Origin of the sequence: Streptomyces sp. NPDC127595 (assembly GCF_042671685.1) — a bacterium.
GTDB lineage: Bacteria > Actinomycetota > Actinomycetes > Streptomycetales > Streptomycetaceae > Streptomyces.
In genome coordinates this window covers 210,175-223,954 of the sequence record NZ_JBHXWK010000006.1, presented here as the reverse complement: position 1 = coordinate 223,954, position 13,780 = coordinate 210,175, and the positions used below count along the sequence as shown (strand labels likewise).

The 13,780-nt window shown below is 70.6% G+C and carries 12 protein-coding genes; 7 read left to right on the top strand and 5 right to left on the bottom strand.

The window, feature by feature from the left end:
* Positions 1–6: 6 nt before the first annotated feature.
* Together ACFVKT_RS20865 and ACFVKT_RS20860 are read right to left on the bottom strand one after the other, a co-directional pair.
* Positions 7–1,377 carry a CapA family protein gene (locus tag ACFVKT_RS20865; RefSeq protein WP_385733557.1) on the bottom strand — a complete coding sequence of 457 codons (1,371 nt, stop codon included), beginning with the start codon at positions 1,375–1,377 and terminating at the stop codon, positions 7–9.
* Between the two features lie 248 nt (positions 1,378–1,625).
* Complete coding sequence (locus tag ACFVKT_RS20860) at positions 1,626–3,116, bottom strand: CehA/McbA family metallohydrolase (RefSeq protein WP_385734210.1); 1,491 nt, start codon at positions 3,114–3,116, stop codon at positions 1,626–1,628.
* Positions 3,117–3,331: 215 nt separating this feature from the next.
* On the opposite strand from ACFVKT_RS20860, the gene ACFVKT_RS20855 reads away from it, so the two are divergent.
* Positions 3,332–5,917, top strand: coding sequence for a bifunctional FO biosynthesis protein CofGH (locus ACFVKT_RS20855; RefSeq protein WP_385733555.1), 2,586 nt, complete (start codon positions 3,332–3,334; stop codon positions 5,915–5,917).
* A gap of 72 nt (positions 5,918–5,989) precedes the next feature.
* Positions 5,990–6,268, top strand: coding sequence for a LamG-like jellyroll fold domain-containing protein (locus ACFVKT_RS20850; protein WP_385733553.1), 279 nt, complete (start codon positions 5,990–5,992; stop codon positions 6,266–6,268).
* 320 nt (positions 6,269–6,588) lie between these two features.
* On the opposite strand, the gene ACFVKT_RS20845 is transcribed toward ACFVKT_RS20850, so the two are convergent.
* The 3 genes from ACFVKT_RS20845 to ACFVKT_RS20835 all read right to left on the bottom strand — a co-directional run bounded on the left by ACFVKT_RS20845 (position 6,589) and on the right by ACFVKT_RS20835 (position 9,015).
* Positions 6,589–6,786 carry an NPCBM/NEW2 domain-containing protein gene (locus ACFVKT_RS20845; protein ID WP_385733551.1) on the bottom strand — a complete coding sequence of 66 codons (198 nt, stop codon included), beginning with the start codon at positions 6,784–6,786 and terminating at the stop codon, positions 6,589–6,591.
* A gap of 222 nt (positions 6,787–7,008) precedes the next feature.
* Positions 7,009–8,211: a glycoside hydrolase family 27 protein gene (locus tag ACFVKT_RS20840; RefSeq protein ID WP_385733549.1), complete on the bottom strand. Its 1,203-nt coding sequence runs from the start codon at positions 8,209–8,211 to the stop codon at positions 7,009–7,011.
* 270 nt (positions 8,212–8,481) lie between these two features.
* Entirely contained in the window at positions 8,482–9,015 is a 534-nt protein-coding gene (locus ACFVKT_RS20835; protein WP_385733547.1) for a DUF2165 domain-containing protein, read from the bottom strand.
* Positions 9,016–9,119: 104 nt separating this feature from the next.
* On the opposite strand from ACFVKT_RS20835, the gene ACFVKT_RS20830 reads away from it, so the two are divergent.
* The 5 genes from ACFVKT_RS20830 (at position 9,120) to ACFVKT_RS20810 (ending at position 13,684) form a co-directional block, all read left to right on the top strand.
* Positions 9,120–11,576: a tetratricopeptide repeat protein gene (locus ACFVKT_RS20830; RefSeq protein WP_385733545.1), complete on the top strand. Its 2,457-nt coding sequence runs from the start codon at positions 9,120–9,122 to the stop codon at positions 11,574–11,576.
* Positions 11,577–11,641: 65 nt separating this feature from the next.
* On the top strand, positions 11,642–12,073 hold the full coding sequence (locus ACFVKT_RS20825; protein WP_385733543.1) for an ATP-binding protein: 432 nt from the start codon (positions 11,642–11,644) through the stop codon (positions 12,071–12,073).
* A gap of 242 nt (positions 12,074–12,315) precedes the next feature.
* Positions 12,316–12,990 carry a helix-turn-helix domain-containing protein gene (locus ACFVKT_RS20820; RefSeq protein ID WP_385733541.1) on the top strand — a complete coding sequence of 225 codons (675 nt, stop codon included), beginning with the start codon at positions 12,316–12,318 and terminating at the stop codon, positions 12,988–12,990.
* A gap of 89 nt (positions 12,991–13,079) precedes the next feature.
* The gene (locus tag ACFVKT_RS20815; protein ID WP_385733539.1) at positions 13,080–13,427 is read left to right on the top strand and encodes a DUF6247 family protein; all 348 of its coding nucleotides are present in this window, start codon (positions 13,080–13,082) and stop codon (positions 13,425–13,427) included.
* The gene (locus tag ACFVKT_RS20810; RefSeq protein ID WP_385733537.1) at positions 13,424–13,684 is read left to right on the top strand and encodes a hypothetical protein; all 261 of its coding nucleotides are present in this window, start codon (positions 13,424–13,426) and stop codon (positions 13,682–13,684) included. The genes ACFVKT_RS20815 and ACFVKT_RS20810 overlap by 4 nt, the downstream gene beginning before the upstream one ends.
* The last annotated feature ends 96 nt before the right edge of the window (positions 13,685–13,780 follow it).

Here is a 13,780-nt window from a genome sequence, read left to right as displayed (position 1 = left end):
CCGGGCTCAGCCCGCCGCGAAGGGCGCGCCGCTCGTCCCCCACACGTCGGCCAGGATCTCGCGGCCCTCCGCGCTCCCGGCCCCCAGGAAAGAGGGCACACCCCCGTCCCCGATCCGCACCGGCAGCAGCCGGGCCGCCATCGCCTTCGCGCCCCAGAAGACCAGCTCCAGGACCACGCCCTGCTGGACCTCGCGGGAGAACGTCATGTCGAAGACGAAGTTGCCCAGCGAGTGGGCGATCAGCGCGCCCTCGTACAGCTCCATGCCCTGCACCCAGTGCGGATGCGAGGCGATGATCGCGTCGGCGCCCGCGTCGACCAGCCGGCGGGCCACCGTGTGCTGGGCGGCGACCGGAGTGTGGGTGTACTGCTCACCCCAGTGCGGGCAGACGACCACCACGTCGGCGCGGGCGCGCAGGGCCCGGACCGAGGCCTCCAACGCGGCCAGGTCGGCGGCGGAGAGGGGACCGGTGCGCGGCGGCATCCGCAACTGGACCGCGCCCGCGCTCGCGGGTCCCGCCGCCGGGGTCTCGCCGATCGCGTTGAAGGCGAGGATGCCGAAGCGTACGGCTCCCACGCGGACGATCGCCGGTTCGCGGGCGGCGGCCAGGTCCTCGCCCGCGCCGACGGTCGTGAACCCGGCGGACCGGGCGCTGCTCACCGTGCTCCGCAAGGCCTCCGCGCCGAAGTCGCCGAGGTGGTTGTTGGCAAGGAGCAGGACGTCGAACCCGGCCTCGCGCAGGCCGGAGAGGGCGGCGGGGTCGGCGGCGAAGGAGTCGTCTCCCTGGGTGGCAGGTCCGGCCCGGGACAGCGTGCACTCCAGGTTCCCGACGGTCAGGTCGGCGGCCGCGAGCCGGCGTGCGGTCCGGGCGAAGGGGAGCGTCGGGTCGCCGGACGCGGCGATCTCCTTGCCGACCCGCCGGCCCAGCATGATGTCGCCGGTCCAGAGGGTGGTGGCGACCGCGCGCGGGCCCGCGTCCGCACCGACCTGTACGGGGTAGCCGCGCGGGTCGCCGACCGGGTCACGCCCGTCGACAGGCAGCGCCGCCACCCCCGGGCCCAGCGCGTCCGCCCGCACCACGGCCACGGTGTCGGGGTCGCGCTGTACGTCCAGAACCGCGGCCGCGTCGGAAGCGTCGGCGGCACCGGCGGCACCGGAGTCCGCCCCGTGCCGTCCGCGCACCACCCGCGCGACGCCACCTGTGCCGCCCAACTGCTCCCACGTCAGCCGCCGCCCGGACCGTACGTCCCCCAGCAGACCGCGGCTCGCGGACAGCCCGACGGCCCGCGACGGATGGACGGCGAGCACGAGCGGCAGCCGGGCAGAGGGAGGAGCAGCAGAGGAAGGCGAGGGTGAGGTCGAGGTCGTACGAGGCACTGGTCGCCGTTCCTCCGAACCGCCGCCGCACCCGCTCAGCGCGACGACAGCGGCCCCCGCAGCCAGCACCTCCCGCCGAGACCGAGACCGAGACCGGGACTGAGACCGGGACTGCAACCGCAACCGCAACCGAGACCGGGACTGAGACCAGGACCGCAACCGGGACCGCAACCGGGACTGAGACCGGGACCGCATGCTCCCGCCACCTCCTCACACCGCCAAGTCAACGCGCCAGAAATTCAGCCAAATCAGCGCCCCAGAAAGATCGGATTCGTGAACGCCGCCAGCGCCCCCGGCAGCGGCGCGAGCACCGCCTCGTGGCGCAGCTCGGCCCGTACGTACGCCGCGTACGAAGCCGTCGTACGCCATTCGACCGTGCCGGAGCCGTCCACCGGCAGCGGGTCGCTGGTGAACAGGACGCCCTGGTCGGTGACGAAACGGACCGTGCAGCGGGGTGCGCCGGTGGCCTCCAGGCGGACCGTGACCGGGGTGTTCTTGTCCACCTTCAGCCGCTCGCCGATGCCCGCGTGCTCCCCCTTCGCCCCGGCGGCCGAGAAGGCGAGTGACACGGCCGCCGACTCGGCCACGTACGAGCGGCCTGCCCGGATGCCGTCCTGGATGGCCTCGCGGGTCAGGTCGTCGGCGAGGACGACGGTCTGCGGGCGGCCGACCGGGTCGGGGTCGCGGTGGGCGTCGCTGTTGCCCATGGCCGGGATCCAGCCGCGGCCCTCCCGCACGGCTGCCACCAGCATGCCGTCCCAGTCCGCGAGGGCCACCTCGTCGTCGGGGCCGTACGCGCCGTTCCACACCTCGACCGCGTCCGCCTCCCCGAAGCCGAACTTCCAGTTGCAGCCGATGCAGGTGGCGTGCGGGTGGGCGGGCACGACCAGGCCGCCCGAGCGGCGGATCTCCCGGGCGTACTTGCCGAAACGGTCGTCGCGGGCGCGATAGCGCCAGTCGATGAAGGTGCCGGGGTCGGTGCCGAGGGCGAGGACGTGACCGTTGCGGGTCGTGACCTCCTCACCGAGCAGGACCAGCAGTTCGCCGTCGGGATGAGGACCCGCCTGGTCCGCCCAATGGGCGTGCGCGGAAGTGGTGTTGTGCTCGGAGGAGTTGATGAAGTCCAGGCCCGCGGCGCGCGCGAGGGACGCGATCTCGGCCGGGGTGCGGCGGCCGTCCGAGTACCAGGAGTGCAGATGGCAGTCGCCGCGGTACCAGGCGCGGCCCCTGCCCTTCGCCCGCGCGGGCGGGTACACCGGCTGTACGGCGGGGCTCGGTTCGCCGTACGTGAGCGTGATCGTGATCTCGTACGGCAGGCCCTGCGGCGCCACCGTGTACGGGGCGAGGGCGATGTGCCAGGTGCCCTCGCGGACCGGCCCCGGGAGATAGCCCGGCGTCGCGTCGTCCGCGCGGACGAAGAACTCCGAGCGGGCCCCGCCCGACCAGCCGCGGAAGCCCTTGCCGCCCAGTTCGGTGCCGCGTTCGTCGAAGACGCCGATGTCGAGGGCGTTGCCCTGCGTGCCCGCCGGGACGGGCGGCCGGTCGTAGGCGTACGAGACCTTGAACTCCCGTACGCCCGCCGGAACTTCGACGGGGAGGTACACGAAGTCCGGCGAGCCGGCGGGCAGCGTGCCGCGCACCGACCTCGTCTCCAGCTCGCCCGCTGCTTCCGCGCCATAGCCCGCAGAGAAGGTCACGCTTCCCAACGTAAGCGCGGCAGCCGCTCCCGTCACGATCAGAGCGCGTCTGCCCGTGCCGCTGGTCCCGACAGCTTTCGCTTGGACGCAGGCGGCGTGCCTGACGGGCGAGGCGTGCGGGCGTGGCGGGCAGGCGTGGCGTGCGAGGCGTGCGGAGTTTCCCGTGCCGGTGCCAGTTTGTCCGTAACGGCTTGCCCCACCGGAGGAATACGCCTGTGTCCTGTGGTCCCTGATCACGGCGATCGTATGCTCGAAGGATGACGACTTCCGCGACCTCTGGAACCGGCCCGACCGAGAACTCCATGCGTCGCGCCCTCAAACGTGCCCGTGAGGGCGTCGCCCTCGACGTCACCGAAGCCGCGGTGCTGCTCCAGGCCCGCGGCGCCGATCTCGACGACCTCACCGCGTCCGCCGCCCGGGTGCGCGACGCGGGCCTGGCGGCGGCCGGCCGGCTCGGCGTCATCACGTACTCCAAGAGCGTCTTCATCCCGCTCACCCGCCTGTGCCGGGACAAATGCCACTACTGCACCTTCGTCACCGTGCCCGGCAAGCTGCGCCGGGCCGGCCATGGGATGTTCATGTCCCCGGACGAGGTCCTCGACATCGCCCGCCGCGGCGCCGAACTCGGCTGCAAGGAAGCGCTGATCACCCTCGGCGACAAGCCCGAGGACCGCTGGCCCGAGGCGCGCGAGTGGCTGGACGCGCACGGGTACGACGACACGATCGCGTACGTACGGGCCATCTCGATCCGCATCCTGGAGGAGACGGGGCTTCTCCCGCACCTCAACCCCGGGGTGATGTCGTGGACGGACTTCCAGCGGCTGAAGCCGGTCGCCCCGTCGATGGGCATGATGCTGGAGACCACCGCGACCCGGCTGTGGTCCGAGCCGGGCGGCCCGCACCACGGCTCGCCGGACAAGGAGCCCGCCGTACGGCTGCGGGTGCTGGAGGACGCCGGCCGTTCCTCCGTCCCCTTCACCAGTGGGATCCTGATCGGGATCGGGGAGTCGTACGAGGAGCGCGCGGACTCGCTGTTCGCGCTGCGGCGCATCGCCCGCGCCTACCACGGCATCCAGGAACTGATCATCCAGAACTTCCGCGCCAAGCCGGACACGGCGATGCGCGGTATGCCGGACGCCGAGCTGGACGAGCTGGTCGCCACGGTCGCGGTGGCCCGGCACATCATGGGCCCCGCCGCCTGCCTCCAGGCGCCGCCGAACCTGGTGGACTCCGAGTACGGGCGGCTGATCGGCGCGGGGATCGACGACTGGGGCGGGGTCTCGCCGCTGACCATCGACCATGTGAACCCGGAGCGGCCGTGGCCGCAGATCGACCTGCTGACCGCGGAGTCCGCGGCCGTCGGCTTCGAACTGCGCGAACGCCTCTGTGTCTACCCCGAGTTCGTGCAGCGCGGCGAGCCGTGGCTGGACCCGCGGCTGCTGCCGCACGTACGGGCGCTCGCGGACCCGGAGTCGGGGCTGGCGCGTGCGGACGCCGTCGTCGAGGGGCACCCGTGGCAGGAGCCCGAGGAGGTGTTCACGTCGTCGGGGCGTACGGATCTGCACGCGTCGATCGACACCGAGGGCCGCACCGGCGACCGCCGCGAGGACTTCGACCACGTCTACGGCGACTGGGAGTCGCTGCGGGAGGCGGCGGCGCCCGGGATGGTGCCGTCGCGGATCGACACGGACGTACGGGCCGCGCTCGCGACGGCCGCCGACGACCCGACCCGCCTCACCGACGACGAGGCGCTGGCGCTGCTGCACGCGGACGGCCCGGCGCTGGACGCGCTGACGCGGATCGCGGACGACGTGCGGAAGTCGGCGGTGGGCGACGACGTCACCTACATCGTCACCAGGAACATCAACTTCACCAACGTCTGCTACACGGGCTGCCGCTTCTGCGCCTTCGCGCAGCGCCGTACGGACGCGGACGCGTACACGTTGTCGCTCGACCAGGTCGCCGACCGCGCCCAACAGGCCTGGGAAGTCGGGGCTGTTGAGGTCTGCATGCAGGGCGGGATCCACCCCGACCTGCCCGGCACCGCCTACTTCGACATCGCGCGGGCGGTGAAGGAACGCGTCCCCGGCATGCATGTGCACGCCTTCTCCCCGATGGAGGTGGTGAACGGCGCGACCCGCACCGGCATGTCCATCCGCGAGTGGCTCTCGGCCGCCAAGGAGGCGGGCCTCGACTCCATCCCCGGCACCGCCGCCGAGATCCTCGACGACGAGGTCCGCTGGGTCCTGACGAAGGGCAAGCTCCCCACGGCCACCTGGATCGAGGTTGTCACGACGGCCCACGAACTGGGCATCCGTTCCTCCTCCACGATGATGTACGGCCACGTGGACCAGCCCCGCCACTGGCTCGGCCACTTCCGCACGCTCTCCCGCATCCAGCAACAGACCGGCGGCTTCACGGAGTTCGTGACCCTGCCCTTCATCCACACCAACGCGCCCGTGTACCTGGCGGGGATCGCCCGCCCGGGTCCGACCATGCGGGACAACCGCGCGGTCATCGCCATGGCTCGGTTGCTGCTCCACCCGCACATCCCCAACATCCAGACCAGCTGGGTGAAGCTCGGCACCGAGGGCGCCGCCGAGATGCTCCGCTCCGGCGCCAACGACCTCGGCGGCACCCTGATGGAAGAGACCATCTCCCGCATGGCGGGCTCGTCCTACGGCTCGTACAAGTCCGTCAAGGAACTCGTCGCGGTGGCGGAGGCGGCGGGCCGCCCGGCGAAGCCGCGTACGACGTTCTACGGGGAGGTGTCCGAGGAGCGGCAGGAGGCTGCGGCGGCCTCGGACGGTCATCTGCCGGAGTTGTTGCCGGTGTTGGACTGAGAGCAGCGGGACGAACGCCGTTGGCCTGATCGCGAAGAAGCCGAAAACTCACTCGGAACTGATCACCGGCCGTTGCTACTCTCCTGCGGCCCGTCGCTCGCGGTCGTCTACGACGACGCCACCGATCAGATCAAGCTCTACCTGGACGGCTGGACCAATGCGGGGGCCACCGCCACCTTCCCGAACGGCTGGCACAGCTCCGGCCCGCTCCAGGTGGGCAGGGCCCGCGTCGGCGACGGCTGGGGCGAGTACCTCCACGGCGACGTCGACGAAGTCCACGCGTTCAGCGGCGTCTTGAATGACAGCAGCATCAGACAAATGGGCTCGGGCGTCGAGCCCTGCCTGTGCTGAGCCCGACGGAGCACTGAACTGGGGCCGGGGGCCCCCCCGGTTGTGAGCGGGCGGGGGGGCGGCCCCGGGGGGGGCGGGGGCGGGGCGGGGGGGGCGGTGGGGGGGGGGGGGGGGCGCCCCGGGGGGGGCCGGCCCCGGCGGGCCCCGTGCGGGGGGGGGGGCCGCCGGGTTTTGGGCCCGGGGGGGGCCCCCCGGCCCTTGGGCGTCCGTGCTCCGCCGCGGGCCCCCGAGGCATGGCCCGGTGGTCCCACGCGGCGCGGCCGGATCACGCGCAGGTGACCTCGGCGCCGGCCCAGACCCCGTTGTCGCCGATCTTGGCGTCACCGGCGTCGGTGACCACGAGCTTCAGCAGGCTTGCCCCCGACGGTACTTTCCAGGGTCGAGCACCTGCTGCCCAGGTAGTAGCTGACCTCGCTGGGAGCGAACGTACCCAGCCCTTTGGCGAACGTATGCCCGTTCAGGGTGATCGGCCCGCCGTCGCCCGCGGCGGAACCGCCGTTGCTGGTGTTGCGTTCCACCGGACCGGACCGGAGCCGTTGGACGTGGCGACCCACTGGTGGCCCTGACGGTCCAGCCCTCGGGGCCGGTCAGCTGACGCTTCCGTCACGCGCGGGCTGGACACCGTCGTTGCCGGTGACGGTGGTCACCGTGGCGGTCGCACCGGCCTCGACCAGCGGCGGCGCGCCCGCGAAGCGAGCGGGCTACTCGATGCCGGTGTGCACGGCGGGCGGCAAGATCTGCTAGTCGCCGCCCGCCTGGACGCGGAACATCGCGGTCCCGTGCGGCGGCACGACGGCGCTGATCCCACCCGCGGACTCGGCACTCGTGCCTGCCCACAGATCCTCGATCGTGTAACCGGAGGCCTTGGACAGGCCGACGGCCGAGGCCGTGGTGCTGATCGTCGTCGCCGCGTCGGTCTCGTTGAACAATGCGACGGCCCGGTCGCCGTTCTCCAGCGGCTTGGTGATGACGTGCAGGCCGTTCGACGAGCTGATCTCGGTGCCCTGCGCCCCGAGCGGGTCCTGATCGACGGCTATGACATCGGAGTTGCCCAGGATCTCCATCGTGGCGGGGGTCGCCTTCCGGAGGTCGGTGCCGATGATCAGAGGCGCCGCCATCATCGACCAGAGGCTGAACTGGGAGCGGTACTCGATGTCGGTCATGCCCCCATTGCCGATCTCCAGCATGTCGGGGTCGTTCCATCCGCCGGGCCCCGCGTCCTTGCCGAGCCGGATGTTCGCCTTGTAGATCGACAGCAGGCTGCTGTAGGTGTCGGTGACATCGAGGGTGGTGCGCCAGGAGTTGCCCACCGGCGCGGCCCAGGTCCAGGGGTCGCTCTCGCCCCATTCGCAGATGGCGTACAGGATCGGCCGTCCGGTGGCCAGCAGGGCGTCGCGCATCGTGGTGTAGCGCTGCTGGGCGCTCGATCCGTCGTTGTTGCAGTTGTCGTACTTCAGGTAGTCGACGCCCCAGGAAGCCCACAGGTCGGCGTCCTGCTGCTCATGGCCGAGCGAACCGGGGAACCCGGCCACGTCGTTGCAGGTCTTGGTCCCGGCACTGGAGTAGAGGCCGAACTTCAGGCCCTTGGAGTGCACATAGTCGGCGACGGCCTTGATGCCGTTCGGGAAGCGCACCGGATCGGCCACGAGGTTGCCGTTGGCGTCGCGCGTGGGAAGCGCCCAGCAGTCGTCAAGATTCACGTATTCGTATCCGGCAGCTTTGAGACCGGACGAGACGAAAAGATCCGCTATGCCCTCGATCATCTCTTCGTTGAATGTCGAGGTGCATTGGGTGGAATTCCAGTTGTTGAACCCCATCTGCGGGGTGAGAGCCAAGCCGTTGTCCAGTGCGTTGGTGGCGGGCGCCCTGGTCAGTCCCACCACGCACGCTCCCGCTACGAGCACGGCTGCTGCTGCCGCGGCCACCAGTAGACGGCCAGACATCGAACCCCTCTTTCATTTGGGGGAGTGTCTCTCGTGGGGTTGCAAAGACGGTCATGTACAGGTGGCGGCAATTTAGCGATCGAATATATGAGCACCCTGAGGGTCAGGTAAGAGCTGCGTACCGCCCCGGGAGGGTGAAAGTCCCATTGGTTGCGATTCCAGTAACTGGTGCCTCGCTCAACCTGCTTACGTGAGCGAGGCCACCTGTTACGGACGACGGCCAGCCGGACTGTTACGTACGGCCGTGAGCCGGACTGCTACGTACGACCGTCAGCCGGAGTTCCCCGCCCGGCTTCCCCGCGCGTCCGCCGCGGACGGCAGCAGATGAATGACCACCAGCACGACCCCGCTCAGCAGAAACACCCGCATCGCCGCGTCCAGCCCGTTCCAGTCCCCCGACTGCCACATGGAGAACCACTCGCCGCCGACACCGATGAAACCGGCGCCGAACAGGAGCAGGAGCATCAGGAGGCCGAGGGTGGAGACGGAGCGGGCGCGGGTGTCGTCGCGGCGGGCCCAGAGATACGTGCCGGCGATGAGGACGAGGGCGGCGGTCGTCTCCCAGGCGATGATCGCGACGTACACCGCGTCCTGCCAGGCGTGTGACGTGATGGCCCGCCACATCAGGTCGTCGTCCTTGAACGTCGTGTCCATCGCGAGGACATGGCGGACGAACAGCTGGTTGGTGCCGAAGTCCGTGATGTTGCCGAAGGCGACGAGGGTTATGTAGAGGGCCACCGTGGCCGTGAGGAGGGTGGAGGTGAGGTGGAGGACAGTGGTGTGGGGGGTTCTGGTTACAGGCATGATCCCAATATGGCCCCGCGGGACGGTCGACAACCATGCCTCCTCAGGTGCGTTGGGTCAGACTGGAACCCGGTCCGGGCAGGTGACGCGGAGGAGACGGGCGGATGGTGCGGGCGCGGCCTTCGATGCGGGAGCTGATCACGGGCCGCACGCGGCGCGGGTTCGTCGGACGGGGGGCGGAGCGTGCCGCGTTCCGGGAGAACCTGGAACTGCCGCCGGAGGATGAGCGGCACCGGTTCCTGTTCCATGTGCACGGGAACGCGGGGGTCGGAAAAAGCTTCCTGGTAAGGGAGTTGGAGCAGGTCGCGCGGGAGCGCGGGGCGTTGACGGCGTGCGTCGACGAGTCGGTCGGCAGTCTGCCGGAGGCGATGGCGGCCATCGCGGAGCACTTCGCGCGCCAGGGCCACCGCTTCAAGGAACTGGAGCGGCTGTTGACCAGCCACCGGGAGCGGCGGCATGAAGCGGCGGCCGTCGTGGATGCCGGCCCCGGGGACGGGGAGCCGTCGGCCGCGAGCATGGCGGCGGCCCGTGCCGGTCTGGTGGGACTCGGCCTGGTGCCGGGAGTCGGTGCCTTCGCGGGAGCTCTGGACCCCGCCCAACTCGCTCAGGGTGCCGAGCGACTGAGGGCCGGCCTCAGTGCCCGGTTCCGCACACACGAGGACGTACAACTGGTTCTGTCCCCTGAGCGTGTCCTGACCCCCGTGCTCCTGAAGGAACTGGCTGAGACTGCGGACCAGGTTCCGTGGCTGGTCCTGGTCTTCGACACGTACGAGCGGACGGGTCCCTTCCTCGACGCCTGGCTCCACGACGTGATGACCACGGACCGGTACGGCGGCGCTCTGCCCGCGAACCTCGTGGTGGTCACAGCCGGGCAACACCCCCTCGACCCCGCCCGCTGGGGCGGTCTCACGGACTTCGTCACGGAGGTACCGCTCGGGCCGTTCACGGAGACGGAAGTACGCGGGCTGCTGGCCGACAAGGGGGTGATGGCGGAGCCGGTGGTCGAGGAGGTGCTGCGGCTCACCGGTGGGCTGCCGGTGCTGGTCTCCACCCTGGCCGAGCAGCGCCCCGCCGAACCGGACGACATAGGCGACCCCAGTGCCACGGCCGTCGAACGTTTCCTGAAGTGGGAACAGGATCCGGCACGCAGGATGGCGGCACTCGTGTGCGCGCTGCCCCGACGCCTGGACGCGGACGTGTTCCAAGCGGCCGTGGACTGCCCGGAGGCCGAGGTCGAGGGGCTCTTCGCCTGGCTGCGCGGGCTGCCGTTCGTGGACGATCGCGGCGACCGGGTGCAGTACCACGACCTGGTACGCGAGCAGATGCTCCGCCTGCAGCGACGCCGCTCGCCGCGTGGCTGGGCGGAGCGGCACGAGAGGCTCGCGGAGGTGTTCGGCGGCTGGAGGGAGGAGGCGGCGAGCGGCCTGCGCCCCGGGGAGGGGTGGGAACACGAGCCGTGGTGGGGGCTGCGGCTGGAGGAGGCGTACCACCAGTTGTGTGCTCGGCCGCGGGCGGCGCTGGCGGGGGTGCTGGGGGACGTTGTCATGGCCTGCCTCGCGGATCCGGCGGTCGGCCGCCGCTGCGTACGGATGCTGGTGGACGCGGGCGGCGCCGCGGATGACCCGGTCTTGCGGGACTGGGGCCGTCGGCTGTCCGAGGCGCTGGCCGACGACCTGGCCGGGGTGACCCGGGCGATGGACCTGCTCCTCGTCGCGCCTGGGCTGAACGCCAGAGGCAGGGCGATGGCACATGTGTTGAGGGGCCGGGAGCTGCGGAAGGCCGACGAACACAGAGCGGCCCTGGCCGAATACGACCGGGCGATCGAGCTTGATACGGGCTGGGCCATGGCCCACTACGGCCGTGGCATCACCTTCCAGGCATTGGACGATCTGGATGCGGCTCTGGCCGCCTTCAACCGTGCGGACGAACTGGCCCCCGACACCCCGCGGATCGTCGCGGAGCGTGGTGAGACCTATCGGATGGCGGGCCGGTTCACGGAAGCCGTGGTCGACTTCGACCGGGCCATCGCTCTCGACCCGACCGATTCCAACGCTCCGGCCTGCAGAGGGGTGTGCCGACACGCGCTCGGGCAGTACGACAAGGCACTCGACGACTTCAACCGTGCGCTGAGCCTTGACGAGGGCAACCTGTGGGCGCGTGTACGCCGGGCTCGCGTGCACTGTGTGAGGCGGGAGTGGGACGGGGCATTCGCCGATCTGGACCGAGCGGCCCTTCTGGCACCTGACTCCGCCTGGGTCGCGTCGGAACGTGGTGATGCCTATCGGGTTGCGGGACGCCACGAAGAGGCTGTCGACGAACTCAGCCGGGCTGTCTCCCTCACCCCCGACTACGCCTCGGCCCTGGCGAGCCGTGGAGCGTCCCTCCATGAGCTGGGCCGGAACGAGGAGGCCCTGATCGACCTCAGTCGTGCTGTCGAGTTGAACCCTGGCTATGCCTGGGCGTTGGCTGTGCGAGCCCGGGTGAGGGGGCATCTGGGTTACCAGCAAGACAGGTTGGGGGACCTACAGCGAACCATCGAGATGGATCCGGACGTCGACTAGAAGAATCTCGAACCGGAGCAGCCCGTGACGCCGTCCAGGCGCGCTACGCGGCCACGCTGAGTGATGTGAACCTGGAAATCACTCAAACCTCCGCCCCCGTACGGCACTTCACCCTGCTGTTGTCCGCGACACGCAGGGGAGCCCGTCTTGCCCGCCTGCTCACGGAACGTCAACTCGCCGACTGGGGCGAACCATCCGACGCCGCCGAGCACGTCGTGGCCGAACTCGCGGCGAACGCTGTGCTGCACGGGCGCGTACCGGGACGGGACTTCAGGCCGACGTTGCGGCTCGACGCGGTCGGCATGCTCTGCATCGAGGTGACCGACGCCCGTGGCGACCGGGCGCCGCGTCTCCCGGACCCAGTGCCGGGAGACGCGGAATCGGGTAGGGGGCTGCGGTTGGTGGAGGCGTACTCGGACCGCTGGGGCGTGGATGAGGCGCCGGCGAACGGTAAGACGGGGTGGGCCGAACTGACGCCGGGTCGCGTGGACCAGTGACCCGGTCGGGCCCGACGCCAAAGGAGTAAAGAACCGACGAAAGAACCAACCCCGCCCCGCCCAGACCGTCATCCACCGCACCCCTGGTCACTCGGCCGGGTGATCACGGTCAATTCGGCTGGCGCGAAGGTGATTTGGTCGGGCAGCGTCGCTCCCGACACCAACCGCACACATGAATCGGCCCCCGCCGGGACTGCAATCCCGAACGAGGGCCTGATCATTCAGGAAGGCATAACTTCCCGGTGACTGAGCAGCACTTTAACGCGCCTGCGGGCGAGGCGCGGATCGCCGCCGCCCTGCGGGAGCTGGAGCAGCACGGCTACCTGTCGCGCACCAAGGAGCGAATGCCGTCCGGGCGGATCGTGACCCGCACGATCTCGTACAACAAGCCCCAGACACGTACGGCCTGTTCGGCCCCCGCGCCCCGCCGCGAACCGGCCCCGGACCCCAAGGAACCGGAACAACCTGCCGGGGACCTCATGGAGCCGGAACAACCTGCCGCGGCGACGCCGACTCCCGCCCCGGACACCCCCGACCTGCCCACCCACCGCACCGCCCGCGATGTCCTGGCGCGCCTTCGCGTACACGACCTCCGTCTCCACCTCGCCGAGGCCGACGTACGCCGTCTCGCTCCTGCCATCGCCGCCTGGCTGGAGCGAGGCGTCGCCCCGGACGACGTACAGCGAACTCTCGCGGCAGGGCTGCCACGGGAAGGCGTACGTCACCCAGCGGGCTTCCTGGCCCACCGCCTCATCGCCCTCCTGCCCCCACCCCTGCCCACCCGGCCGGAGGCCGCCCGCCCCGACCCCTCCAGAACTGCGACGGGTGCGACCGCGCGTTCCGTGCCCCGGAACCGGGCCACTGCCGGGACTGCCGCCCGGCCCAAGCGGCAGCGGCGTAGGTCATGCTCGAAGTGAGTCATGTGATGACCAGCGTCGTCCCAGCACCGCACCGCAGCCTCCGCCGGTACCGTACGAGGAGCGAACCACCAGCACCGGAGGACACCGTGAGTGCTCAGAGCGACGGCCCGTACGGACCGCTGATTCCCATGCCTGAACTCACTCCGGACGCGCTGCGGGCCTCCGTCGCGCGCATCGCTCCGAGCCGGATTCCGGCCCTCACCCAGCACCTCTTCGAGGCCACGACGAACGCGCAGCAGACACAGAGCCTCGCGCCGTTGCGGGCTTTCGTCCATTCCTGGGCCGTGTTCGTCGCCATTGAACGGCACCCCGAACGCGCTGCCCGGCTGCGGGAGCTGGAGCGGCTCGTGGACGTCGGGGAGGACGAGCCCACCGAGGCCATTGCCGAGATCCGTACGATCCGGGCGGCTGCCGAGGCCGAGGCGGGTCTGTGACCGACTGGTCCTGGGACTACAACCCGAGTGCCGAATACATCACCGAGGGGCTTCCACCTGGAGTCGTGGCGGAGGTCGAGCGGCTTGCCACCGAATTGGCCGCGCTCGGACATGACGCCGTACGGATTGGCAGGCCCGTCGGCAGAGAGGGCGGGCTGCGCGAGTTCGACCTCTTGGGCGGGCGAGGCTTCATCAGCTTCCTCGCCGTGCCCCGACATGAGTGTGTCTACGTCTGCAATGTCACCTGGTACGGCTGACCGCTGAGGTGCCCGGGCTGCCGAACGTCCGGAAAGCCCACCGAACACCTGTCGAAAGATCGCCAATGGTGATCAGCCGGGCGACATTTCGCATAC